Source organism: Agrobacterium sp. ES01, from assembly GCF_050320885.1.
Lineage (GTDB): Bacteria > Pseudomonadota > Alphaproteobacteria > Rhizobiales > Rhizobiaceae > Allorhizobium.
In genome coordinates this window covers 107,917-132,031 of sequence record NZ_JBNQTH010000007.1, presented here as the reverse complement: position 1 = coordinate 132,031, position 24,115 = coordinate 107,917, and the positions used below count along the sequence as shown (strand labels likewise).

21 protein-coding genes are annotated in these 24,115 nt (G+C 57.6%); 15 read left to right on the top strand and 6 right to left on the bottom strand.

Features of this window, described 5'->3' with window-relative positions:
* Positions 1-24 precede the first annotated feature (24 nt).
* Genes ACQQ2Q_RS18720 through atzF form a run of 6 tightly spaced genes read left to right on the top strand, consistent with a single transcriptional unit; the run spans position 25 to position 8,488 of the window.
* Positions 25-843, top strand: coding sequence for an ABC transporter permease (locus ACQQ2Q_RS18720; RefSeq protein WP_428188643.1), 819 nt, complete (start codon positions 25-27; stop codon positions 841-843).
* Complete coding sequence (locus ACQQ2Q_RS18715; RefSeq protein ID WP_428188642.1) at positions 840-1,625, top strand: ABC transporter ATP-binding protein; 786 nt, start codon at positions 840-842, stop codon at positions 1,623-1,625. Before ACQQ2Q_RS18720 ends, ACQQ2Q_RS18715 begins: the two co-directional genes overlap by 4 nt.
* A 38-nt stretch (positions 1,626-1,663) precedes the next feature.
* On the top strand, positions 1,664-2,482 hold the full coding sequence (locus ACQQ2Q_RS18710) for an urea amidolyase associated protein UAAP1 (RefSeq protein WP_428188641.1): 819 nt from the start codon (positions 1,664-1,666) through the stop codon (positions 2,480-2,482).
* A gap of 14 nt (positions 2,483-2,496) precedes the next feature.
* A complete protein-coding gene (locus ACQQ2Q_RS18705) occupies positions 2,497-3,147 on the top strand; it encodes an urea amidolyase associated protein UAAP2 (protein WP_428188640.1) in 651 nt (216 codons plus the stop codon).
* A 2-nt stretch (positions 3,148-3,149) separates the two neighbouring features.
* Positions 3,150-6,686 carry an urea carboxylase gene (gene uca / locus ACQQ2Q_RS18700; RefSeq protein ID WP_428188639.1) on the top strand — a complete coding sequence of 1,179 codons (3,537 nt, stop codon included), beginning with the start codon at positions 3,150-3,152 and terminating at the stop codon, positions 6,684-6,686.
* Positions 6,686-8,488 carry an allophanate hydrolase gene (gene atzF / locus ACQQ2Q_RS18695; RefSeq protein ID WP_428188638.1) on the top strand — a complete coding sequence of 601 codons (1,803 nt, stop codon included), beginning with the start codon at positions 6,686-6,688 and terminating at the stop codon, positions 8,486-8,488. The genes uca and atzF overlap by 1 nt, the downstream gene beginning before the upstream one ends.
* 281 nt (positions 8,489-8,769) lie before the next feature.
* Here the strand turns inward: atzF and ACQQ2Q_RS18690 are convergent, their stop codons facing one another.
* From ACQQ2Q_RS18690 to ACQQ2Q_RS18675, 4 genes are all read right to left on the bottom strand, one after another.
* Complete coding sequence (locus ACQQ2Q_RS18690; protein WP_428188637.1) at positions 8,770-10,158, bottom strand: NAD(P)/FAD-dependent oxidoreductase; 1,389 nt, start codon at positions 10,156-10,158, stop codon at positions 8,770-8,772.
* Positions 10,159-10,284: 126 nt separating this feature from the next.
* A complete protein-coding gene (locus ACQQ2Q_RS18685; RefSeq protein ID WP_428188636.1) occupies positions 10,285-11,763 on the bottom strand; it encodes an aldehyde dehydrogenase family protein in 1,479 nt (492 codons plus the stop codon).
* Between the two features lie 19 nt (positions 11,764-11,782).
* Positions 11,783-13,081, bottom strand: a complete 1,299-nt coding sequence (locus ACQQ2Q_RS18680) for a glycosyltransferase (protein WP_428188635.1) — start codon at positions 13,079-13,081, stop codon at positions 11,783-11,785.
* Between the two features lie 15 nt (positions 13,082-13,096).
* Positions 13,097-14,029, bottom strand: coding sequence for a GntR family transcriptional regulator (locus ACQQ2Q_RS18675; RefSeq protein WP_428188634.1), 933 nt, complete (start codon positions 14,027-14,029; stop codon positions 13,097-13,099).
* Positions 14,030-14,240: 211 nt separating this feature from the next.
* Here ACQQ2Q_RS18675 and ACQQ2Q_RS18670 point away from each other — a divergent pair, with 211 nt between their 5' ends.
* The 9 genes from ACQQ2Q_RS18670 (at position 14,241) to ACQQ2Q_RS18630 (ending at position 21,886) form a co-directional block, all read left to right on the top strand.
* Entirely contained in the window at positions 14,241-15,308 is a 1,068-nt protein-coding gene (locus ACQQ2Q_RS18670) for a polyamine ABC transporter substrate-binding protein (protein ID WP_428188633.1), read from the top strand.
* A gap of 83 nt (positions 15,309-15,391) precedes the next feature.
* On the top strand, positions 15,392-16,255 hold the full coding sequence (locus tag ACQQ2Q_RS18665) for an ABC transporter permease (RefSeq protein WP_428188632.1): 864 nt from the start codon (positions 15,392-15,394) through the stop codon (positions 16,253-16,255).
* Positions 16,255-17,040: an ABC transporter permease gene (locus tag ACQQ2Q_RS18660; protein WP_428188631.1), complete on the top strand. Its 786-nt coding sequence runs from the start codon at positions 16,255-16,257 to the stop codon at positions 17,038-17,040. Before ACQQ2Q_RS18665 ends, ACQQ2Q_RS18660 begins: the two co-directional genes overlap by 1 nt.
* A complete protein-coding gene (locus ACQQ2Q_RS18655) occupies positions 17,037-18,095 on the top strand; it encodes an ABC transporter ATP-binding protein (protein ID WP_428188630.1) in 1,059 nt (352 codons plus the stop codon). Before ACQQ2Q_RS18660 ends, ACQQ2Q_RS18655 begins: the two co-directional genes overlap by 4 nt.
* A 14-nt stretch (positions 18,096-18,109) precedes the next feature.
* On the top strand, positions 18,110-19,402 hold the full coding sequence (locus tag ACQQ2Q_RS18650; protein ID WP_428188629.1) for a nucleotide disphospho-sugar-binding domain-containing protein: 1,293 nt from the start codon (positions 18,110-18,112) through the stop codon (positions 19,400-19,402).
* The gene (locus tag ACQQ2Q_RS18645; protein ID WP_428188628.1) at positions 19,395-19,757 is read left to right on the top strand and encodes a cupin domain-containing protein; all 363 of its coding nucleotides are present in this window, start codon (positions 19,395-19,397) and stop codon (positions 19,755-19,757) included. Before ACQQ2Q_RS18650 ends, ACQQ2Q_RS18645 begins: the two co-directional genes overlap by 8 nt.
* A gap of 13 nt (positions 19,758-19,770) precedes the next feature.
* Complete coding sequence (locus ACQQ2Q_RS18640) at positions 19,771-20,118, top strand: cupin domain-containing protein (RefSeq protein WP_428188627.1); 348 nt, start codon at positions 19,771-19,773, stop codon at positions 20,116-20,118.
* 44 nt (positions 20,119-20,162) lie between these two features.
* A complete protein-coding gene (locus ACQQ2Q_RS18635) occupies positions 20,163-21,671 on the top strand; it encodes an aldehyde dehydrogenase family protein (RefSeq protein ID WP_428188626.1) in 1,509 nt (502 codons plus the stop codon).
* 89 nt (positions 21,672-21,760) lie between these two features.
* Complete coding sequence (locus tag ACQQ2Q_RS18630; RefSeq protein ID WP_428188625.1) at positions 21,761-21,886, top strand: hypothetical protein; 126 nt, start codon at positions 21,761-21,763, stop codon at positions 21,884-21,886.
* Positions 21,887-21,918: 32 nt separating this feature from the next.
* On the opposite strand, the gene ACQQ2Q_RS18625 is transcribed toward ACQQ2Q_RS18630, so the two are convergent.
* The gene (locus ACQQ2Q_RS18625) at positions 21,919-22,968 is read right to left on the bottom strand and encodes an isopenicillin N synthase family dioxygenase (protein ID WP_428188624.1); all 1,050 of its coding nucleotides are present in this window, start codon (positions 22,966-22,968) and stop codon (positions 21,919-21,921) included.
* Positions 22,965-23,924 carry a LysR family transcriptional regulator gene (locus ACQQ2Q_RS18620; RefSeq protein WP_428188623.1) on the bottom strand — a complete coding sequence of 320 codons (960 nt, stop codon included), beginning with the start codon at positions 23,922-23,924 and terminating at the stop codon, positions 22,965-22,967. Before ACQQ2Q_RS18620 ends, ACQQ2Q_RS18625 begins: the two co-directional genes overlap by 4 nt.
* Positions 23,925-24,115 lie beyond the last annotated feature (191 nt).

The window sequence follows — 24,115 nt, the reverse complement described above, 5'->3', positions numbered from 1 at the left end:
TCATCGCTCAGCACGGAGCAGACAATGCGTTGGATCAATACACGACCGAGCCCCGGCACCCGACTTTTCCTCGGGATTGCGCCGTTTGCCGCCGTGCTGATTGCCTATATGATCGGTTCTGCGGCCAGATTGGCCGAGAATGCCAATGACAAGCTGTTGCCCAGCTTTGCAGGCTTTGCCGATGCCATTGACCGCATGGCCCTGGAGGCTGATCCCCGCACCGGCGATTACTTGCTCTGGATGGATACATCCACCAGCTTGATCCGGCTTTTCTCCGGCATCGGCATTGCAACAATCATCGCTCTTGTGATCGGCATGCTGATTGGCATGCTGCCCTATATGCGCGCTCTGCTTGCGCCATTTGTAGCAGCCATATCCATGATACCGCCGCTCGCGCTTCTGCCGATCCTGTTCATCGCGCTCGGGCTTGGCGAAACGTCGAAGATCGCGCTCATCGCCATCGGTGTTACGCCGATCATGATCCGCGATCTGGCGATGACCACGTCAGCACTGCCGCGCGAGCAGATCATCAAGGCAGAGACACTTGGAGGGTCATCCTGGCTGATTGGCCTCAGGATCATACTGCCACAGATACTGCCACGTTTGATCAACACACTGCGTTTGCAGCTTGGCCCGGCATGGTTGTTCCTGATTGCCGCCGAAGCGATCTCCTCTGAAGCCGGGCTCGGCTACCGCATCTTCCTCGTCCGGCGCTATCTGGCGATGGATGTGATCTTTCCCTATGTAGCCTGGATCACCCTTCTGGCTGTGATGACCGACCTTCTGCTGGATCGATTGCGATCCTCCGTCTTTCCCTGGTCGAATGTGGAGCGGCAGGCATGAGTGCGCTCGTCATCGATAAGGTGTGGAAGGAATATGCCGATAATATCGTGCTTGAAGACGTGTCTATCGAAATAGAATCGCGCGCCTTCGTGGCTTTGGTCGGCCCGTCGGGATGCGGTAAGTCCACCTTCCTGCGCATGCTTCTGGGACAAGAAAATCCAACGCGCGGGACCATCTTGATGGACGGCACGCCGTTACCACGCGAACCAGGCGCCGACCGAGGCGTAGTTTTCCAGCGCTACTCCGTCTTTCCGCATCTGAGCGTGCTTGGCAATGTGCTGATCGGCAAGGAAATGGGCAAGGCCACTGTGACCGGACGGTTGTTTGGCACTGCGCGAAAAGCGGCCATAGATGAAGCCCGTATATTGATCGACGAAGTCGGCCTATCCCATGCTCTGCATCAATATCCGGCCCAGCTTTCCGGTGGAATGCAGCAGCGATTGGCGCTGGCCCAGGCGCTGATCATGAAACCGAAGGTCCTGTTGCTGGATGAGCCGTTCGGTGCGCTCGATCCTGGCATTCGCGCGGAAATCCACACCCTGATGAGACGGCTCTGGCACGAAAACGCCATGACCGTTGTCATGGTCACCCACGACATGCGCGAGGCCTTTACGCTGGCGACCCGTGTCGTTGCCTTCGAGAGTCGACGCGATCGCAGCGAAGAAAAGCTTCGCTACGGTGCAACCATCACGCGCGACCTGCCTCTTTGGCCGCCCCGTATTGCGGGGCAGCCAGCACCATTTCGACCTGACCGGGACGACCCGGCCACAACAGGTCAATAGTCGGGACGGCCCGACATGCATTCACCAGGAGACGAAACGTGCATATCAAACGCTCAACCGAGGAAATCGCCGCCAACCGTGCGCGCTATGAGGAGCATCAGCGCAAGGGCCTGCAATTCGCGCCGAAGGCCCTGCCCGGCAAAAGTCCTGTTCCGGCACCCCAAATCGCCAACGACAAGATCGTCCATTGTGAAGTCATTCCGGGAGGCTGGTATTGGTGGACATCCATCAAGGAGAACGAGACATTGCGCGTCTCGCTCGACGCAGGGTTCTCCACAGTTTCCCTTGTGTCCTGGAATGCCGATGACCCGTCTGAAAGATTGAACCTGCCCGATACCGTGAAGTTGCAATGGACCACCGGTCTCGGCAAGGGACGCGTGATCTTCTCCGACATGGGCAAGGTCATGTTTTCGGTGACCGAGGATTCGAGCGGCGCTCATGACGTCCTGATGGGCGGGTCCACTGCCGCCTCCAACGCAAAACGCTATGGCGACACCAAAACCCGAAACACGCGCGACAACTTCTTAATCGTCGCCAACAAACTCGGCCTCGACAAGCGCGACATTCCAGCAGCCCTGTCACTGTTTGCACCTGTGCGTGTCGACAAGGACGGAAAATTTGGCTGGAAGCCCGAGCTCTTGAACGGTGCAGACTATATCGAACTGCGCGCCGAAATGGACATGGTCGTCGGCTTATCCAACTGCCCTCACCCTCTTGATCCAAACGAGAGCTATGCGCCCAACCCGGTGACTGTGACCCGCATAGTGGCTGTCGAACCTGCCGCAGACGACCTCTGCCGCATCGCCACCGCCGAGGCCGTGCGCGGATTTGAAAACAACGCATTCGCGCAAGCCTGAGGGAGGCCCGAACCATGACCCCATTTAAAGCCACCTCTCCCGCCCGCAGCCTCGGAAACGCGGTGCAGGATCACCACGTGCCAGCTGAAGCTCCCTTCTCCACCATCGTCAGGAAGGGCCAGATCCTGCGCATTGAGGACTCTTACGGCCAACAGGCAATCGACACATTGTTTTACAATGCTGACGATTTTTCCGAGCGCTATTCCAATCAGGACACCATGCGCATGCAAGGTGCAGCCTACATCTCGACAGGCACCAAGATCATGTCGAACGAAGGCCGCGCCATGCTGACCATGACAGCCGATAGCTGCGGTCGTCATGACACGGCAGCAGGCGCATGCTCTTGCGAAAGCAACACCGTACGCTTCGGGCATGAAACCAGATATCTGCATGCTTGCCGCGACAATTTTGTGCTCGAAGTGTCCAGGCACGGCATGAGCAAACGCGATGTCGTGCCCAATATCAATTTCTTCATGAATGTGCCGATCGAGCCATCCGGTGCAATGACCATTGTCGACGGTATTTCAGCGCCCGGCGACTATGTCGAAATGAAGGCTGAGATGGATGTTCTCCTGGTGATTTCCAACTGCCCTCAGATCAACAATCCCTGCAACGGTTTCGATCCCACGCCGATTCGCGTGATGGTCTGGGACGACAAGGCCTGATCATGTTCAAAAAGGTCCTGATTGCGAACCGCGGCGAGATCGCGGTTCGCATCATCCGCAGCTTGAAGACACTGGGTGTCGCATCGGTCGCCGTCTATTCGGATGCCGACCGGTTTTCCCGTGCCGTCTTGATGGCTGACGAGGCGGTGCGGCTGGGATCGGCACCGGCCACCGAAAGCTATCTGAATATCGATGCCGTCATCGCGGCCTGCCGTCAGACCGGAGCGGACGCTGTCCATCCCGGCTACGGTTTCCTGTCGGAAAATATCGACTTTGCCGAACGCCTGGCCAAGGAGGGCATCGCCTTCATCGGGCCGCGACCCGACAATATCGAGGCCTTCGGCCTGAAACATACGGCACGTGAGCTTGCACGGCTGAGCGGCGTCCCGCTTCTTCCTGGTTCCGGTCTGCTGGATACGGCAGAGGATGCGCTGCTGGCGGCAAAAGATGTCGGCTATCCGGTGATGTTGAAATCGACAGCTGGCGGCGGCGGCATCGGCATGCAGCTCTGCGAGGATGCCGATGCATTGCAAGCTGCATTTGACAGCGTGCAGCGCACGGCAAAGGCAAGTTTCGGAGACGCTCGCGTCTACATCGAACGCTTCGTTGCCAGGGCTCGCCATGTCGAGGTGCAGATCTTCGGCGATGGCAAGGGTCGCGTCATTGCGCTTGGCGAGCGGGACTGCTCGCTGCAACGGCGAAACCAAAAGGTGATCGAGGAAACGCCGGCTCCAGGACTGCCACATACCGTCAGAGAGGCTCTGCATGCTGCAGCGGTCGCTCTTGGCGGCCAGGTAAAATACCAGTCCGCCGGCACTGTGGAATTCATCTATGATCCGACGCGACAGGAATTCTACTTCCTTGAGGTCAACACCCGCCTGCAGGTCGAGCATCCTGTCACCGAAGCGGTATTCGGCATCGATCTGGTGGAGTGGATGATCCGTCAGGCAGCAGGTGAGGACGTGCTGACCGGCAATGAGGGATTGAAGCCCACAGGTGCTGCCATCGAGGCCCGTGTCTATGCGGAGATGCCACATGCCGATTTTCGCCCGAGTGCCGGACTTCTGACCGAAGTGGTCTTCCCGGAAGACGTTCGCGTCGATGGCTGGATCGAGACCGGCACCGAGGTCACGCCATATTATGACCCTATGCTGGCGAAGATCATTGTCTCGGCCAACAACAGGCCCGAGGCAATCGCCGCTCTGGCAAACGCACTGGAAGAGACTTCGATTTGCGGTATCGAAACCAATCTCGATTACCTCAAAGCCATCGCCGGCTCCGACCTTTTTGACAAAGGCAATGTGGCAACGACTGCGCTGCGCGACTTCCCCTTCGTGCCTGAGGTCATCGAGGTCGTGGCCCCCGGCGCCCAGTCGAGCCTGCAGGAGCTGCCCGGCCGCGTCGGTCTCTGGCATGTGGGCGTACCGCCTAGTGGACCAATGGACGAACGCTCCTTCCGCCATGCCAACCGACTTGTCGGCAATAATGACGAGACGGCAGCGCTGGAGCTAACGGTTGCAGGGCCGGTGCTAAAGATTTTCTCCGATGTGACGATAGCACTTTCGGGTGCTGACATGCCAATGACGCTGGACGGCCAAGCCGTGGCGCACAATGCGGCCATCCAGGTAAATGCCGGCCAGACCCTCTCGATTGGTACGATCCGTGGGCCCGGCCAGCGCGCCTATCTTGCGGTATCCGGCGGCTTTTCGGCACCAGAGGTATTGGGATCCCGCGCCACATTTGGCCTTGGCCAGTTCGGTGGCAATGCCACCGGTACGCTGCGGGCCGGCCATGTGTTGCGGCTTGCCCGGGCAGAGCAGGACAGCGCCAAGCCTGCACATCAACCAGCAATCTTGACCCACAAGTGGTCTGTCGACGTTCTCTATGGCCCACATGGCGCGCCGGACTTCTTCCTTGAGAGCGACATTGAAACGCTGTTTTCAACGGATTATGAGGTGCATTTCAATTCGTCGCGAACAGGCGTCCGCCTGATCGGACCAGCCCCCAAATGGGCGCGCGAAGACGGCGGCGAAGCGGGCCTTCACCCTTCCAACCTGCATGACAATGCCTATGCCATCGGCGCGATCGATTTCACCGGCGACATGCCGATCATTCTAGGTCCCGATGGCCCGAGCCTCGGCGGTTTCGTGTGCCCGGCGGTGATTGCCCGCGACGAGCAATGGAAGATGGGCCAGTTTAAGCCTGGCGACAAGATCCGCTTCCATGCCGTTGGCCGACCGGATGACACTATCGCAGGCCCTGTGGTTGTGGGCATCGGCGAGAAAGCAGGATCGCCGATCGTCGGCTCCAGCGACGATGGCCCCGTATCGGTGGTCTATCGCCGCCAAGGTGACGACAATTTGCTTGTCGAATATGGAGAGATGCAACTATCGATCGAGATTCGGTTGCGAGCCCATCTGCTGATGCAGGCCTTGCAGGCGGAAAAACAGCCGGGCCTGATCGAGCTCACTCCTGGTATTCGTTCACTACAGATCCACTATGACGGAACATCGATGACGCGCAACCGGCTGCTTGGCCTGCTGTCGGAGATCGAGAGCACGCTTCCGTCCGCGGAAGAGGTGAAGGTTCCAAGCCGCACCGTGTATCTGCCATTGTCCTGGAATGATCCGGACGCCGAACTTGCCATGCGCAAGTATCAAGAGTTGGTGCGGCCGAATGCACCATGGTGTCCGTCGAATATCGAATTCATCCGCCGCATCAACGGACTTGCCGACGAACAGGCAGTAAAGAACACGATCTTTGACGCGTCCTATCTGGTGATGGGCCTGGGTGACGTCTATCTCGGCGCGCCGGTGGCAACGCCGCTCGATCCGCGCCACAGGTTGGTGACGACCAAATACAATCCGGCCCGCACCTGGACACCGGAAAACGCAGTCGGCATCGGCGGTGCCTATATGTGCATCTATGGCATGGAAGGCCCGGGCGGCTACCAACTGTTCGGACGGACAATCCAGGTCTGGAACACCTGGCGTCAAACGCCCTTCTTCAATGAAGACAAACCTTGGCTCCTCGACTTCTTTGACCGGATTCGCTTCTTTCCCGTCAGCCACGAGGAATTGACGCAAGCCCGCGCAGCATTCCCGCATGGTGGATATCCGATCCGGATCGAAGATGGCATTTTCTCCTATGCTGACTATGCTGCGGGTCTTGCAGACCATGCTGGTTCTATCGCCACCTTCAAGGCGAGCCAGCAGGCTGCCTTCGAGGCTGAACGACGTCGCTGGAAGGAACAGGGGTTGGATAGCTTCACCGTCGATGACGGTGCAGACATGGCCGAGGCTGGAGATATTCCATTGGGTTGCTTCGGTGTCGAAAGTGCAATCCCCGGCAATATCTGGAAGATCCTCGTTGAACAGGGTCAGATTGTCTCGGCAGGAGATACACTCGCCATCATCGAATCCATGAAAATGGAAATCACAATCACTGCCCATGCTGATGGTCGCGTTCGAGAACTGCGCGCCATGCCGGGTCGTACAATAAAGGCAGGCGATGTCCTGGCTGTTCTGGAGGAAATCTGATGCTCCCTACTATTCTCGACCTCTCTTCGGTGCGGGCGGCCTATGCCGACGGCCTGACGCCGCTTCAACTGGTCGAAGAGGTGATCGCTCGCTGTGACGCGGTCGACGATCCGGCCATCTTTATTAGTCGCGCATCCGCCGAGCAGTTGCGCATGCAGGCAAAGGATCTGATGGATCGCGCGCCCGAACCCAACAGCTTGGCCCTGTGGGGCATACCTTTCGCGGCAAAGGACAATATCGACGTCGCCGGATTGCCCACCACCGCCGCCTGCCCTGCCTATGAATACCAACCGCAAAAAGATGCGACCCTGATTGCACGGCTGAAGGCCGCCGGTGCCATCGTCATCGGCAAGACCAATCTGGATCAATTCGCAACCGGTCTCAACGGCACGCGCTCGCCCTTTGGCGCGCCGCGTTCGGTCTTCGACAAGGACTATGTGTCGGGCGGCTCATCCTCTGGTTCTGCTGTTTCGGTCGCATCCGGCCTTGCCAGTTTCGCTCTGGGCACGGACACAGCGGGTTCCGGGCGCGTGCCGGCGGCATTCAACAACCTTGTCGGGATAAAGCCCACACCGGGACTTGTGCCCAATACCGGCGTGGTTCCGGCCTGCCGCAGCGTGGACGTTGTCACGGTCTTTGCCGCAACCGTGGGCGATGGCATCGCCATTCGTCGGGTGATGGATGGATTTGATGCCGATGACCCCTTCTCCACCGAAGCTCAGCCTGCAACTTTGCCAACGACCGACCTTAAAGTCGGCGTTCTGGTGGGTGCAGAGCGGGAATTCTATGGCAACACATCTGTCGAAGCGCTTTACGACGCGGCCATCGAGCGGGCGAAATCACTGGGTGCCACCATTGTACCCTTCGACTACGTGCCCTTCCGCGAGGCCGCCGAACTGCTTTATAACGGCCCTTGGGTGGCTGAGCGGCTTGCGGCGGTGAAAGACTTCATCAAAACCCATGCAGACGCGTTCGACCCTGCAGTGCGCAAGATCATTGAGGGAGCCAGTGCTTATGATGCGGTGGATGCATTCGAGGGCAAGTACAAGCTTGAGGCGTTGAGACAGCGCGCCAAGGCGGAATGGTCCAAGCTCGACGTACTTTTGCTGCCAACTTCGCCTACCACTTATACAGTAGAAGACATGCTGGCCGATCCAATCGTCAAGAACAGCCATTTCGGACGCTACACCAATTTTGCCAACCTGTTCGGCTACGCAGCCATCGCCATTCCGGCCGGCTTTGATGACGAGGGCCATCTGCCGGCAGGAGTGACACTGGTTGGACCTGCCTTCAGCGACGACGCTCTTGCACCGTTTGCCGATCAGATGCATCGCGCGCTTTCAGCCGGCATGGGCAAGGATCGCACCGCCACCCTGCCTGAAGCTGCAAAGGTATACGTACCCGATGATGGCATGATCGAGATCGTAGTCGTCGGCGCGCACCTGACCGGAATGCCGCTCAACCCTGAATTGACGAGCGGCGGTGGCAAGCTGGTTAAGAGCTGCCGTACCGCAGGCGACTACCGGCTTTACGCCCTACCGGACACCACGCCCCCCAAACCCGGCCTCATCCGCGATCCGAGCTTTGATGGCGCTGGCCTTGAAGTTGAAGTCTGGAAACTTCCGGCAGCTGCCTTCGGTCAGTTTGTCGCCAATATTCCGGCGCCGCTCGGCATCGGCAAGGTGACACTCGATGACGGCTCCACCGTATCGAGCTTCCTGTGCGAGGCCCATGCTCTGAAGGATGCGCAGGAAATCACCGCTCTTGGCGGATGGCGCGCATTTATCAAGAACATGGCCTGAGGCTTCTGAACGGGCGCCATTGGCAAAGGCATGCGGCGCAAAAAAGCGAAATACCACCGGCCATAGTTTTGGTCGGTGAAGGGTAAAGTATTGGAACAGTGGTGCCACTTGAACGATCAGCCAGGTGCTTCAAACTGCCTGTCGTTGAAATCGTCGGTCGATCAGTGCTTCAACTTTTCGGCAATCGTGCTGAGAGTAATTGTCCAGTACTCCCCAACTGCAGACCGCTTAACCATCCAAATTTCAAATCCGAGCTAGCAGGAGACTTTGCAACACCCCCGTCAAGACGCAAAGCCGATGCCCAGGCGATCAAGTGTGCGAAGCATGAGGGAGCGATATCCCGTCTCATCTTCGCGCTCAAGGTCACGTTGGGTCCACTTCACCGCGAGGCTGCAAAACGGTTCCGGCGGAAATGGAACGGGACGGCAGCGCGCCATTTTCAGCTCGGTGCGTTCCGTTCGCTTGCCTTCCAGGATATCCAGCATCAGCAAGGCAGCAAAGCGGGATGCGGAAACGCCTTGACCGGTAAAGCCCAACGCATAGGCAAGGGAGCCCGACATGGCTGTGCCGGCAAAGAATGTCATACGCGCAGACGTATCGATGATACCGCCCCAACAATAATCAAACTTGATACCCGAGAGCTTGGGAAAGACCGCAAGAAAATTGGCTTCCAGGGTTGAAAACGACGCCTGACGATTGAGAAGCGCGGGATCGCGTCGCCGGCCCCGGTGGTAAATGGCATCAAAACCACCCCATAAGATCCGGTTGTCCGCGGTCTTGCGCGAATAGTGAAACCGGTTCCCGCTATCGGCGATACCGTACCGACCGGTCCAACCAATGGCCTCCAACTGCGCGTCGGATAATGGCTCTGTCATAAGGGCGTAATCAAAAATGGGAAGGATCATTGGGCGCAAGCGCCTGAGCAGCGGGATATCCGCATTTGTGGCAATGATCACTTTGGATGCCGTCACGTTCCCTTGTTCGGTGGCGAGCCTGATCTTTCCACCGACCTGCTCAAGCGCATCTACTCTCGTGTGTTCGTAAATGCCAACGCCCCGATCGAGACAGGCCCTTCGCAATCCTTGCACCAGTTTCACCGGGTGAACCAATGCATAGTTTGGCTCGAAAAGGCCCGCGCTGTAGACAGGACTATCAAGCCGATCGGCAAGGGATTGACCTTCCAGAAACTGCGCCTCGATACCGTTGCGGGCATAGCTTCGCTGGAGCCCACGCAAACCTTCAACCTGCCAGGGCTTTGCAGCCAGGTTTAATTTGCCCGAGCGTTCAAATTCGCCATCGATACCATAGAGTTGCAGATCTGTTTCAAGCTCATCCAGGTTTTCCCGCCCCAGCCGAATAAGCGTATCGGCCTCATCGGACCAACGTGTCTGCGCGTTCGTCACGCCATGGGAAATGCTGGGCGCGCAAAAGCCACCATTGCGCCCGCTGGCAGCAACGCCACAGATATCGGCCTCGACCACGACAATCTGTGCATCAGGCCACCGTTCCCGTGCCTTCAGCGCGCTCCAGAGACCAACGAAGCCACCACCAACTATGGCGATTTCGCTGGTAATGTCTTGCTTAAGGGCCGGGCAGTCATCCCGATGCGCAAGACCTTCTAGCCAGAATGGCGTCCGAGACGCCGGGTCAAAACGTGCTTGCCCGGTCATGAGGGCTCCATTGAAAATATTCTAGTCATGTCAGTTGAAGCGCTTGCAACACCGACGAAATACGGCCCTATCCATGGCAAGAAATTGTGGGGTCAGGCGCGCGTTTGGTCCAAGCGGCAAGAGATATTATTCCTTGATATACCAGCCCCATGTCTTCGTCGCATCGAAGCTGGTGATCTGTTTGACTTCGAGATAATTGGACAGGCCCCAGCTACCAAGCTCCCGACCAATTCCGGATTGTTTGTAGCCGCCCCATGGCGCTTGCGTGAAAGTCGGCTGTGAGCAGTTGATCCAGACAATGCCGGCACGGAAGGCACGGGCGACGCGGTCGCAGCGCTCAAGGTCGTCAGACATGACGGCTGCTGCAAGGCCAAAACGGCTGTCATTGGCCATGCGGATTGCGTCTGCCTCATCCCGGAAGGTTTTGACGCAGACCACCGGGCCGAAGATTTCTTCACGCCAGACGGTGTTGTCCTCATCCATATCGGTGAGGATCGTCGGCTCGAGAAAATACCCCCTGGCAAGATCCGCCGGGCGTTTGCCACCATATGCGATCCGCGCGCCACCGGTGACACCACGCTCAATCATTGCCAGGATCTTTTCCTGCTGGCCCTTGGAGACCAGCGGCCCCAGAAGGACGCCGTCTTCCAGCCCATCGCCAATCTTGATTTTTGCGGCTTCTGTCACAAGCCTCTCCAGGAAGGCAGGATACAGACTTTCCTCGACGAGGACGCGAGATGTGGCAGAGCAGACCTCTCCCTGGTTCCAGAAAATGCCGAACATCACCCATTCAACCGCTTTTTCGACATCGCAGTCGGCAAAGACGACGAAGGGCGATTTTCCGCCCAGTTCCAGGCTGATGTTCTTGATGTCGCGGGCGGCTGCGGCCATGATCTTGCTACCCGTCGGAACGGAACCTGTGAAGGCCAGTTTGTCGACCAGGGGATGTTCAGAAAGCGGCTGACCGGCGTCGGGACCAAGACCCGTAACAATGTTGAGTACACCCGCAGGCAGTCCCGCATGCTCGACGATCGCACCAAGTTCGAGCGCCGTGAGCGGGGTCAGTTCAGACGGCTTGAGCACCATTGTGCAGCCTGCGGCCAGCGCCGGCGCGACCTTCCATGAAGCCATCAGCAAAGGATAATTCCACGGGATGATGGCGCCGGCGACGCCAATCGGCTCGCGTACTACCTTCGAGGTGAAACGGCTGTCGCCAAGATCGATCTGTTCTTCCGCTGAAACATCCATTTGCTCGGCAAGATCGGCATAATAGGAAAAGCAGCCCGCCGTATCTTCAATGTCCCAAATCGCTTCCGGTAGTGGCTTGCCATTATCCATGACCTCAATGCGAGCAAGCTCTTCCTTGCTCGCCAGGATGCCGTCGGCAATCTTGCGCAGGGTTGCGGCTCGAGCAGCGCCGCTCATCTTTGGCCAAGGCCCCTCATCGAATGCCTTGCGGGCAGCCCTCACGGCCCGGTCGACATCCTCTGCCGTGGCGGCCGGTGCATGGGCAAACACCTCTTCTGTGGCTGGATTGGTCACCGTAAACTGCCCACCGTGGGCAGGAGCCGACCATTGACCATCGATAAAGAGCATGTCGCGCATGGGAAGTGTCCTTTCCGTCTCAGGCCCGAGCCAGTTTAGGTTTCTGGCTTTCGGTGATGGTTTTCAGAATGGCGCTGGCTGCCCGGCTGACGCCGGCATGCGCTTGCATGACAGCAGCATTGGTTTTCAGCCGTGTTCGCATCGTCTCATCGCCAAGCAGATCCGTGATCATGGCGACAAGGTCACGCTCGTTCCAGTCATAGCGGGGGAGAGCAGCTCCGACATTCGTTTCCAATGCCCTGCGTGCGTTGTCGTGCCCGTCCCAGCAATATGGCATGACAATTGACGGAACGCCGAAATAGAGCGCCTCGCAGAAGCTGTTGTTGCCACCGTGATGGACAAACAAGCTCGCCTGGCTCACAACCGACGGCTGGGGGAACCAGCTATCGACAAAGACATTGTCCGGCACGTCGCTATACTCGTCGCGCCAGGGCCCCGCATTGACGAGAAAGCGATAAGGCAGGTCAGCATAGACTGCGATCATGCGCTTGATCATGGAGACATCCATAGCGCCCAGCGAGCCGAAACTGGTCAGAACCAGCGGCGCTTCGTTGTGTGCCGCAAACCGTGGCGGCTGGTAATCGGCCTCGCGGCGGACGCAACCATCGAGAAATACAAAGCGATCGGGATCGAGCGGCGTTTGTCGGTTGTGGCGGATGATGTCCGGCGCAAGCAGGAGGTTCAGCCAGGGAGAAGGGTCGAGAAAGGAAGGTGCAGGTGGTGCCTTGAGACCGCAATCGGCAACAAAGCCGGTAAACCGCTTGTGGGCCGACGCTGTGACGGCCTCATAGGCCTCCCTAAAGGTCGTCCATTCCAAACTCGGTGATCCACCGCAGCCTGAAAGATAGGGCGGCACGGACACATCTGCGATCTCGGTCTCTGCACAGGAAACCACACGGATCCAGGGAACACCGGCATTGGCGATCGCCGGGAACATCACCACATTGTCAAGCACGATGGCATCCGGTTTCAACCGTGTCAGCAATTGACGAAGCGGTTCCTCCACCTTGACGGCAGTATCGACGATGGCTTCCCATGTCGGGCCGACATAGTCTTTCAACTGCTCCAAAGGGGATCGTCTGAACGCGTCTTGATGCCGACTGATAAAGTCGTTCCAGTCGGTGGAGGCTGAGGGATCATCCTCACCGAGCTGATATTCCGTAAAGCCATATTCTGCAAACACGCCACTAAAGCCTGGGTGACATATGAAAACGGGCCTCGCCCCCAAACGCCGCAACTCTTGGGCAATCCCGACACAATTGAGGGCCGCACCGAAACTGGCTTCCGGGAAGAGGGCGATGGTTTTGCTGGAATTCATGTCTGAACGTTCTGACTATCGGGATAGACGCTTGATGGCTGCGGGCACCCCGCGTCCGGCAAGCTTTGGTCGCTGGGTTTGTGATAATTGCAGATGCACCCGCATCAGGTCTGCGGCAAGAGCCATCTGGCCGCGCTCGATCTGCTGCAGGATCAGCAGATGCTCGTCATTGGACTGCATAAGCCGGAATGTTCCGACATGCGCCGTCTGCGGCAGGGCAAAGCGGCGGCGATGGTGGCTCGTTAGCGTCTCGGCCATGAAGGGATTGCCGCAACAGCGGGCAATCAGGAGGTGAAAATCCATATCCGTGCGCTCGAACAAACGCCGGTCAAAACTGATCTCGTCCATGCCTTTCAGCATCAGCATGGATTGCCTGAGCGACATGATCGCGGTTGCGTCACGCTTGAAATCCGGCATCGTCAGCGCCAATGGCTCGCTTGCCAACCTGAATTCGAAGCTCTTTGCTGCGGCATCGGCACCGATCGCAAACTGCTTGAGTGTCCATTGCTGACCTGCACCGCGTTCGGCCAGATTGTCCTCCGACAGTTTCATCAGCGCATTTTGTACCGTCTGTCGCGTTGCTTCATAACGCCGCTGCAACGCGGCCACCGTTTGACTGTCCGCAAGACGACCGGCGGCGAGATCACGCAAGATTGCGCCGTGCAGATCATCTTCATCTGAACCGGAAAATTCGCTATCCAGCCGTGCTGCCATGACCGGATCGGCGGCAAAGCGGTAACCACCTTCTGTGTCCGCGACCACCATTCCCTTGTCTGCCAGCAGCTGCAGCGCCTTCCTCACAGGGGTTCGCGAGACATTGCAAAGATTAGCGAGCGCCTGCTCTGCCAGACGTTCACCCGGTGCCATGCCACGCTCGATTGCGAGCTCCAGTATTTTTTGCGCCAATTCGACATGTCGACGATTGGGCTTTTGTGCGCTGTCCGCCATGCGACCTCTGCTTCTTGTCGAGATCATGCTGCCTATATACATACCGATTGGCAAGGGGCGCGGTGCACTGTGTACTAAATTCTGCCTAACCTCAAATTCCCTATTGACGTATTTTTTTCATAAATAATACTGCTTGAGTAGGCGACAGAGACCGCAGAAGCGGCGGCGCCTCCAAAGAGGCAGGAACGAATTCGAAAAAGGGGAGCGTCCCGTGACGACCAAACATCGATTCAGCGTGCGCCATTGCGCCGCCAAACTTTTGGCTACGGCAGCTATCATCAGTATTGCTGGCACCGCCAGTGCGGCCGATCTCGTGATTTCCAACTGGGACGGCTACATGGCCCCCGACATTGGCGATAGCTTCAAGGCGGCGACCGGTCTGGAAATAGAAGTGGTGAACCACGCCACCAATGAAGAGATCATGGGCAAGCTCATGGCAAGCAAGGGGAAGGGCTACGACGTCGTCTTCGTCTCCTCGCCGTTTGCCGAAGTTCTGCATGGACAAGGACTGGCCGAACCAATTGACAAGGCCGCCATACCCAATCTTGCCAATCTCTATCCGGAAGCCTCGGCATTGGCTTACGATCCAGGCACGGAATATTCCGTCCCCTATACCTGGGGCACGACGGGACTCTGCTACCGCGCCGATCTTGTCAGCGGCACGCCTGACAGCTGGATGGATCTGTTGCAGCCGGCAGACGACATCAAGGGCAAGATCACAATGCTGGCGACCGATCGCTGGCTGATGGCAGCAGGCGAACTCGCCAAGGGCTACTCCGTCAATGAAACCGATCCAGCCAAGCTGGAAGAAGTGAAGGACCTTTTGATCTCGGCCAAGAAGACACTGCTGGCCTACGACGACACCACATTCTACTCCAAGCTGGTTTCCGGCGAAGCCTCGCTCGTGCATGCCTGGGATGGCTGGTGCAATTACGGCATCGGTGAAAATGCCGACATCAAATATGTTATCCCGAAAGAGGGATCCGATCTGTGGGTCGACACCATCGTCGTGATGAAGGGGTCGGAGCACAAAGATGCTGCGATGAAGTTCATCAACTTCATCCTCGACGCCAAGAACCACGCCTGGGCGGCGGAAAACATCCTCTACAAGGTTCCCAACAAGGCTGCCATGGAGAGCCTTGATCCGTCGCTCGTCGAGCAGTATCCGAATATGGGGATGAAGCCCGAGGAACTGGTGCAGTACGAACTGCTTCGTGACCTAGGACCGGCCCAGAAGGATTTTTCGCGCATCGTGAGCGAAATCAAGGCCGCCAACTAAGCTGCAGGCATCTCGCCTGAAGCACTGTGAAAACCCTCTTCTCCCGCTTGGGAGAGGAGGAATGCCATTCACTGGAATCCTTCATGTCCTTCAACGCCGCCAAGCCAAACCTGCTCGCCCTGCCGGCCCTGTTGTGGCTTGTGGCATTCATGGTCGTGCCCTGCGTGATCGTGCTCTCCTATGCGTTTTTCGAGCGCGGGGTCTGGGGCGGTGTGGAATACACGTTCACGCTTGAGAATTTCCAACGCGTGGTTGATCCGCTCTATGCGAAGATCTTTTTGACATCGGCGCGGATTGCGGGACTGGCAACCTTGATCGCTGTTCTGATTGCCTATCCTGCAGCCTATGCGCTCAGCCGTGCTCCGCGCATTAGTCAGCCGACGCTGCTGTTCTTTGCCGTGCTACCATTCTGGTCGAATTATCTGATCCGCACGTATGCCTGGATCGTGCTTTTGAACCGCGAGGGGCTCTTTAACAATCTGCTGCGGAGCATGGGCTATACCGGCGAGCCACTCTCCATGCTCTATAGCGAAGGCGCGGTGATTACTGGTCTCGTCTACAATTATTTACCCTTCGTCATACTCGCTATCTATTCTACCCTGTCACGGCTCAACCCGGAACTGGTGGAAGCATCCCGTGACCTTGGCGGCGGACCTGTGCAAACCTTCTGGCGGGTGACGTTGCCGCTCACCATGCCGGGCATCGCGGCAGGTGCCGTGTTCATCTTCGTCTTGTCTATCGGCAATTTCGTCACGCCAGCACTGCTGGGCGGCGGACGCTTCCAGATGATCGGGAATGTTGTCTATGACCAGTTCCTGTCGGCCAATGACTGGCCCTTCGGAGCGGCCCTCGGCATGGTGTTGATTGTTATCATGGTGGCGCTGTTGATGTTGCAGGCCCGCGCGACCGAATCGGCATCGGGCGAGCGCACCCGGGAGGCAGATTGATGGCTCTGCGATCGCCCAAATGGCCAGGACGCACAGTGCTCGTCGCCGTGTTTGGCTTTCTTTACCTTCCAATCGCGGTTCTTGTCCTGCTGTCTTTCAACGCGGCCGGGCTGCCGACAACCTGGTCCGGCTTTTCGATCAAGTGGTATGTTTCTCTTGCCAGTAACAGCGACATTCTCGGTGCGGCCTGGAATACGTTGGTCGTCGCCATCGTTGCGACGATGATCGCCACAATTCTCGGCACCTTGCTCGCCATCGGCATGGAGACCCGCCGTCGCAAGAGCACAGGATTTGAAGCCTTGGCCTTTGCGCCAATGGTGATCCCTGACATCGTGCTGGCGGTAGCGCTTCTCACATTCTTCTCGTTGCTGAACGTCACCCTCGGTCTGCACACGATCATCATCAGTCACGTGATTTTCGATCTCGCTTTCGTTTGCTCGGTTGTGCGCGCTCGCTTGAAAAATTTTGACTATTCGATCGTGGAAGCATCGCGGGATCTCGGGGCCGGCAGTTGGACGACGTTCTGGCGGGTGACATTTCCCGTGCTGCTACCGGCCATCATTGCCGGCGCACTTCTCGCCTTCACGCTGTCGGTCGACGAGTTCATCATCGCTTTCTTCACAGCGGGCGCCGGGCGCTCCTCGATCACCTTGCCCATCCAGATCTATTCGATGATCCGCTTCGGCATCACGCCCGAAATCAACGCGCTTGCGACCATTGTGATGGCCATCAGCGCAATTGCCTTGCTTCTCTCCCAGAAGCTGAACAAAGAACAGATGCAATGAACGCAATCGCCCCCCCTTCAGAACCGATCCTGTCGATCGACCGTTTGTCGAAGTCATTCGGTCCGATTACGGCGGTCGATGCCGTATCTCTCGATATCCGTCGAAACGAGTTTTTTGCGCTTCTCGGTCCATCGGGCTGCGGCAAGACCACTCTGCTTCGCATGCTGGCAGGTTTTGAGAACCCGACGGGCGGACGTATCTTGCTGGAAGGCCAGGACATTTCTCCGTTGCTGCCGGAAAAGCGACCTTTGAATCTGATGTTCCAGTCCTATGCGTTGTTTCCCCATATGAGCGTTCGCAAAAACCTCGCTTACGGGCTGGAGATGGAGCGCCTTGCCAAGGGTGAGATCAAGCGCCGGGTCGACGAAATTATGGCGGTCACCGATCTTTCACAATTTGCAGATCGCAAGCCCGAGCAACTATCCGGCGGCCAGAAACAGCGCGTTGCGCTCGCACGCGCGCTCGTCAAACGGCCGAAAGTACTGTTGCTTGATGAGCCGCTGGGTGCGCTCGACAAGAAGCTGCGCGAGCGGATGCAACTCGAATTGAAACGTCTGCAACACGAGGTGGGCATCACCTTCATCATTGTGACCCACGACCAGGAAGAGGCCCTTGTGATGGCCGACCGAATGGCGATCCTGAAGGATGGGCAATTGTTGCAGTGCGGCTCGCCTGAGGAGGTATACGAAACGCCTTCTGACAGGTTCGTCGCAAATTTCATTGGCGTGATGAATTTCATCGAGGGCACGGTCGATACCCAGGGAATATTTACGGCACCGGGCATTCGTATGGCCATTGTAGACGCCGATACGGGCATGGCGACACTCGCGGTGCGTCCCGAAAACATGATGGTGGTAGCGCCGGGCGAAGGCTTTGAAGGGCGCATCGCAGACGTCGCCTATCACGGTCTCGATCGCGTCCTTCACATTCGGATCACTGCCAGCGAGACACCGATCCAGGTCCGGGTCGCCGCCAGTTCGGCTATGGGTCTGGCCCCAGGAAACAGCATTCACATCGCAATCGATCCGCGCCGCGTCAGGTTGTTTGCGCACTAAGAAAGGGGAGCCCAATGTCAAAAACAATCGCATTCTTTCCGGAAGCCGCCTTCGGGCCAGCACTGAATTCCGTGGGCATTGCCCAGGCCGTGGAAGCGCTTGGTCACAAGGCCGTTTTCCTGTCCGACCCAGGTTTCGTGTCGGTATATGAAGGCTATGGTTTTGAGGCTCACGCGGTCAACCTATCTGAACCGATGCCAGCGGAGCAGATGGCCAAATTCTGGGAAGACTTTATCAACGGACACATTCCGAACTTCCGCAAAAGCCCCTACGACCAGGTGGACAACTATGTGAAGGATTGCTGGACGGCCATCGTCGACAGCGCCAAATGGGCGGAGAAGGACCTGCCGGGTGTACTGGCGAAGATCGAGCCGGATCTGATCTGCGTCGATAATGTGATCTTGTTCCCGGCGATCAAGCAGTATGGCAAGCCCTGGGTGCGCATCATCTCGTGCTCGGAGAACGAGATCGAGGATCCCAAGATCCCCCCTCACCTCTCCGGCTGCAGCGCCAGTGATTATGCCTGCCACGAAGCCTATCGCGACCACTTCAATGCAGTGATCAAGCCGATCCATGATGACTTCAATGCGTTCCTAGAGGGCGCAGGTGAAGAGGCCTATCCAATTGGGCAGTTCTTCGAAGCGTCGCCCTTCATGAACCTTCTGCTCTATCCTGAAGCCGTAAAGTTCGAACGGGAGCACCCGCTGGACCCCAGCAAGTTCCAATACCTTGAAGGTTGCGTGCGAACCGAGAAACCTTATGCGGTACCGAGCTTCAAGACGAACAACGACAAGCCCCTGCTCTATGTCTCGTTCGGGAGCCTGGGTGCCGGCGATACCGAACTTCTGAAGCGCATCATTGCGACGGTCGGCACACTCCCATACCGGGCGCTTGTCAATGTCGGGGATTATATGGGCGAATACAAAGATGTGCCGGATAATGTGATCATCGACAGTTGGTTCCCGCAGCCGTCCGTCATCCCGCAGGTCGATGCGGTGATCCATCACGGAGGCAACAACTCCTTCACGGAGTGCCTCTACTTCGGCAAGCCTGCGATCATCATGCCTTATGTCTGGGATGGCCACGACAATGCCACCCGCGTCGATGAGACAGGGCACGGATTCAGGATGCCCCGCTATGACTGGACTGATGCCGATCTCGCCGCCAAGCTCGACGCCTGCATCAATAATCCCGCGATGGCGTCAAAACTTGCAGCGACCTCAGCCCATATGCAGGCCCATAATGGTCCCCAAAAGGCAGCCGCTATTCTCGATGAGCTGGTGAAGACGGGAGCATTCCGTGGTTGAGACACTGAAATCTTCTGCACCCCATATTCATAACGCAACGACTTTTGATGATCTTGTGGACTGGGGCGTTCAGTCAGACAGTCTCGAAGGGCAGTCTCACTCGTCAGGGCGCCTGTTGTTCAAGGGTCCAAATAATCAGCCCGAAACGGGTATTTGGGTCTGCACGCCCGGGCGTTGGCGGCTTTCCATTCCCCGCGACGAATTCTGCCACTTTGTCACCGGGCGGGCCGTTTACACGTCTGACGGCGGCGAGGTCATTCATATCGGCCCTGGTACCGCCGTCATGTTTCCAGCCGGCTGGACCGGCGAATGCAACGTCATCGAGACGATGCGCAATATCTACATTCTCGTTTAGGAAGTGAGCCACAATGACGACCACACCGCTGATGCACAATCCGCTGGAACTGGACGACCTCAAGGACTGGGGCGTCATCCCCACCATGATCGAAGGGGAGAGTTATACCTCGGGCCGGGTGATCCACAAAGGTCCAAATGGCGAGAGCGAATGTGGGCTCTGGGTCTGCACCCCAGGCAAATGGAACTGCCATGTCACCCGCGACGAATTTTGCCATTTCCTCGAAGGGCGCTGCACCTATGTGCACGAGAGTGGTGAAATCATCGAAATCACCCCCGATACAGCAGCCTTCTTTCCTCAGGACTGGAAAGGCGTCTGCACGGTCCATGAGACCATCAAGAAGGTCTACATGATTCGCTGATCAGAGGCGGTACAAGTTCCCTTGCAATGACTGAAGGTAATCTCATGTTCGATCCTGCGGCGCCGTCCCTTTACCGCCATCCTGTCTATTTATCCGCAAAGGGACAGCGGCATCCGGTCATCGACCCGGCAACACTTCGGGCTGTCGGTGAGATTGCCGAGACCACACTTGAGGAAATCGAGGCGGTGCTGGATGCTGCAACGGCGGCCCAGCGGCAGTGGAAGAAGCTCGACGCCAAGAGCCGTTCGATGACTCTTCATCGCATCGCCAACCGCATTGAGGCAACGGATATGCGACGCTGTGCCGAACTGATGTCGCGGGAGATGGGCAAGCCCTATCCAGAGGCAATCGGCGAGGTTGCCAATTGTGCAGGTGCTTTCCGCTATTTTGCGGAAATGGCGCGCGACGACGGCGGCAAGGTTGCCGGCACGACCCAGGCAGGCTCGTTCCAGCACGCGCGTTATGAGCCGCTGGGGCTTTCGGTTCACATCATGCCATTCAATTTTCCGATCCTCCTGATGTGCTGGACAGTCGCGGCTTCACTCGCCTCAGGCAATGGCTGCATCATCAAACCGGCGCTGGCGACCACGCTTTCGACATTGGAATTCATGGGTGTTTTCGAACCACTGCCGGATGACCTCGTCGCATGCCTGCCTGGCGGCGTAGATGTAGCACAAGCGCTGATTGCATCTCCCAAGACCCATGCCGTTGCGTTTACCGGGTCGGTTGCGGCCGGCAAATCTGTTGCCATGGCGGCAGCGGCCCAGATGAAACCCGCGGTCATTGAGGCAGGTGGGTCAGATCCGCTTATCGTGACCGCCAACGCGCCATTGGACGTCGCCGCTTCCGGCGCCGTGACGGCGGCCTTCCACATGTCTGGCCAGGTCTGCACCTCCGCAGAACGCTTCTATGTGGTGGACAGCGTCCATGACGCATTTGTGGAGAAATTCGCAACGGAGACCCTCCGGCTGCGCATTGGCAATGGCCTGGCCAAGGCAGAAATCGGCCCTCTCGTCTCGGAAGCGGCGCGCGCCAAGGTGATCCGCCTGGTCGAAGACGCCAAGGCAAAGGGCGCCACTGTGGTAGTTGGCGGGAATATCCCGGACAGCGAACCTGTCGGATGGTTCTATGAACCGACGATCCTCACCGGCTGCACTGCCGATATGGCGATAATGAGGGAGGAGTGCTTCGGTCCGGTCGCCGCCATCATGCGGGTTGCAAGCTTCGACGAAGCGATCGAACAGGCAAATGACAGTGATTTCGGTCTTGGCGCCTCCGTGTTCACCACATCGCTGGAAGAAGCAATGGAAGCGGCAGATCGTCTGGAAGCGGGAATGGTCTGGGTCAATAACCCGCTGATCGACAACGACGCGCTGCCCTTTGGTGGCTGGAAAAAATCCGGCCTCGGTCGCGAGCTTTCAAGGCTTGGTCTCGAAACTTTCCGGCGCTCCAAAATGGTCATCATTGACCACAAGCCCGTTATCCAGGACTGGTGGTATCCATATCCGGACAACTGGTTTTACGATGCGGAGGGGCGCAAGCACGTTTCGTGATTGGGAAATTTGTCGGCTCGGCCGCGGTCATGGGAGCCGGCTATGGCCAACAGGCTCCGTCTGACACTTCTACAAGACGATTCAAGGGCATGGCTGAACCGCGTTTGCGCGCTCAGCCATTCCTTGCCCAGCAGACACCGGTTGGCATGGGCGTGATCATCCTCAATCGAATACTCGCCCACGGACGCCTGAAGTGCGAGGGCGCTCTGCGATAAGCGTCCCTCGCTCGCGCGATCATACCATTGCCTCAGACCTTCTCCTTTTGCGCTTCGCCGTAATGGGCAAAGGTCGCGGCGAAGCGGCCATTAATATACTCACCTGAGGTCACCGGTTCGTATTTCGCTGGATGTGCTTCGTCGACACAGCTTGGAAGAGCGTCAACGACCGTATCGTAGTTTGGACCGAAGAAGAACGGGATGGAATAACGTTCCTTACCGGAACGATTGATTGCCCGATGCACAGTGGAGGCAAACAGATCATTGGTCCAGCGGGCCATCTGGTCACCAACATTGACGACGAAACAGCCGGGAATCGGATCGGCAGCAATCCAGTCTCCGGATGCATTCAGGACCTGAAGGGCAGAAATACCTTCCTTCTGCGCCAGGATCGTGAAGCATTCATAATCCGAATGTGCGCCGATGCCGATCTGCTTTTCGTCAACCTCGCCATACTGCGGCGGGTAATGCAGAACGCGCAGGGTCGCCAACGGCTTGTCGACCATCTTATCGAAATACGTTTCTTCGAGGTCGAGCGCCAGGGCGAAGGCATGCAGCAGGTTACCGCTCAATTTCAGCATCTCGGCGTGATAGGTCTCGAGCGACTTGCGAAACTCCGGCATGGCGTCGGGCCACTGATTGGGACCATAGAGTACTTTGCCAGCCAACACATCCGGGTCGCCTGCCGGCACATCAAGCGCAATATCATAGGACTGGTGGAGATCCCCGCGCGCGCTGGGATCGGTGTTTTCCTCCAGCATTGCCGCATAGCCACGATTGTTCTTCGACTTGGAAACGTGATTTTGCATCTTCGTTTCGTCGGGAAGCGCAAAATAATCCTCGGCCACGTCGAAGGTGGAATCGATTACCGACTGCGGCACGTGGTGGTTCTTGATGTAGAGAAAGCCCACCTCCGTGCAGGCCTTGCGGAGTTCTGCTGCGAGCTTTTCCTTGGCCGCCTCATCGCCGCTGAACATCGGCTCCAGATCGATAATCGGAATCTGGTCGAAGCTGACGCGCTCTGGGTCAAGCCCGGTGTTTTTCATGACGCGCGCGCCATTACCGGTTTCTACTGCTTTCATGGCGATGAACCCTCTTCTGTTTCATTGGGTAAGTGAATGCTTTCAACGTAGTAGCGCGGTCCCGTGAACACAAAACCGGGCGAAAAATAGCGGCGACAGACATCCATGAAGGCCTCCATCTTGCGTGACGACGCATGGGGACGGGTGATCTGTATGCTGACGCGCCGTTCGGCTGACGCCCAGCTATCAAGCAAGGGAACGAGGTGACCACGTTCGCATTCGAGCGCGGTGAAAAACCGCGGCAAATAGGCGATACCCTCGCCGGCGACTGCAAAATACTTGATCGTCCAGTAGTCGTTGGCGATCAGGTTGCTGCGCGGCAGAATGCTTTCCCGTGCAGCCCCGTTCTGTAACCACCAATGCTGCAATCCGGATGGCATGCGGTAGACGATGCCTTGATGCTCGGCGAGATCGCGCGGGTTTTTGGGCATGCCAGCGCGTTCGATATAGGACTTGCTGGCAAACAGCGCGAAGGTCGCGGTCGAGAGCGTCTCGCCCTCCTCTTCATCCTCGTCCCAGGAAATCACGGCATCGAGCGTATCCAGGCTCTCAGCCGAGAAAAAGGCGCTGGTGGAAAAGAAGGTAAGCTCGATGTCCACTTTGGGATAAAGTCGTCGAAAGGCAATCAGCATCTGCGCGTAGAAAGCCGTTCCGAATTCACCACGGGCGCCGATGCGCAGCGTGCCGGCGACATCATCGCTGAGTTCGGTCACGGCGGCGCGCGCCGCATCACAGCTCTCCTGAATCTTGCGCGCATGGGTCAACAACGTCTGCCCGGCATCGGTCAGGATCAGCTTGCGACCAACCCGTTCGAAAAGCTCCACATTCAGATCATTCTCGAGATGCTTCAAGCGCAAGCTCAGCGTCGACTTCGGCAAGCCATACAGTTTCGCGGCCGCAGAGAGCGAACGCAATTCGGCAATTTTCACGAATGATGTCAGCGCTTCGGTATTCAAGAATGATCGTCCATAATTCTGAACAAAATGATGAATTTTTGGGCATGATTATTTTTATTGCATGAACGAACGTAATCGGCTTTCATGCACTGCACAAGATCAATTTCAGTCGTGCGAAAGCGCGGCCACCTTCCAATACAAAGCCGTCGCCGGACGGCGAAAGTGCCATGGGCGATCAACCGATGGCTGGG

Bases quoted from the DNA above. Each gene is read 5' to 3' on its own strand.
- ACQQ2Q_RS18630 (WP_428188625.1), top strand. From the start codon at position 21,761: ATGGCTGAACCGCGTTTGCGCGCTCAGCCATTCCTTGCCCAGCAGACA.
- ACQQ2Q_RS18640 (WP_428188627.1), top strand. From the start codon at position 19,771: ATGACGACCACACCGCTGATGCACAATCCGCTGGAACTGGACGACCTC.
- ACQQ2Q_RS18675 (WP_428188634.1), bottom strand. From the start codon at position 14,029: ATGGCGGACAGCGCACAAAAGCCCAATCGTCGACATGTCGAATTGGCG.
- ACQQ2Q_RS18705 (WP_428188640.1), top strand. From the start codon at position 2,497: ATGACCCCATTTAAAGCCACCTCTCCCGCCCGCAGCCTCGGAAACGCG.
- ACQQ2Q_RS18650 (WP_428188629.1), top strand. From the start codon at position 18,110: ATGTCAAAAACAATCGCATTCTTTCCGGAAGCCGCCTTCGGGCCAGCA.
- ACQQ2Q_RS18715 (WP_428188642.1), top strand. From the start codon at position 840: ATGAGTGCGCTCGTCATCGATAAGGTGTGGAAGGAATATGCCGATAAT.
- ACQQ2Q_RS18720 (WP_428188643.1), top strand. From the start codon at position 25: ATGCGTTGGATCAATACACGACCGAGCCCCGGCACCCGACTTTTCCTC.
- ACQQ2Q_RS18655 (WP_428188630.1), top strand. From the start codon at position 17,037: ATGAACGCAATCGCCCCCCCTTCAGAACCGATCCTGTCGATCGACCGT.
- uca (WP_428188639.1), top strand. From the start codon at position 3,150: ATGTTCAAAAAGGTCCTGATTGCGAACCGCGGCGAGATCGCGGTTCGC.
- ACQQ2Q_RS18635 (WP_428188626.1), top strand. From the start codon at position 20,163: ATGTTCGATCCTGCGGCGCCGTCCCTTTACCGCCATCCTGTCTATTTA.
- ACQQ2Q_RS18690 (WP_428188637.1), bottom strand. From the start codon at position 10,158: ATGACCGGGCAAGCACGTTTTGACCCGGCGTCTCGGACGCCATTCTGG.
- ACQQ2Q_RS18685 (WP_428188636.1), bottom strand. From the start codon at position 11,763: ATGCGCGACATGCTCTTTATCGATGGTCAATGGTCGGCTCCTGCCCAC.
- atzF (WP_428188638.1), top strand. From the start codon at position 6,686: ATGCTCCCTACTATTCTCGACCTCTCTTCGGTGCGGGCGGCCTATGCC.
- ACQQ2Q_RS18660 (WP_428188631.1), top strand. From the start codon at position 16,255: ATGGCTCTGCGATCGCCCAAATGGCCAGGACGCACAGTGCTCGTCGCC.
- ACQQ2Q_RS18665 (WP_428188632.1), top strand. From the start codon at position 15,392: ATGTCCTTCAACGCCGCCAAGCCAAACCTGCTCGCCCTGCCGGCCCTG.
- ACQQ2Q_RS18680 (WP_428188635.1), bottom strand. From the start codon at position 13,081: ATGAATTCCAGCAAAACCATCGCCCTCTTCCCGGAAGCCAGTTTCGGT.
- ACQQ2Q_RS18625 (WP_428188624.1), bottom strand. From the start codon at position 22,968: ATGAAAGCAGTAGAAACCGGTAATGGCGCGCGCGTCATGAAAAACACC.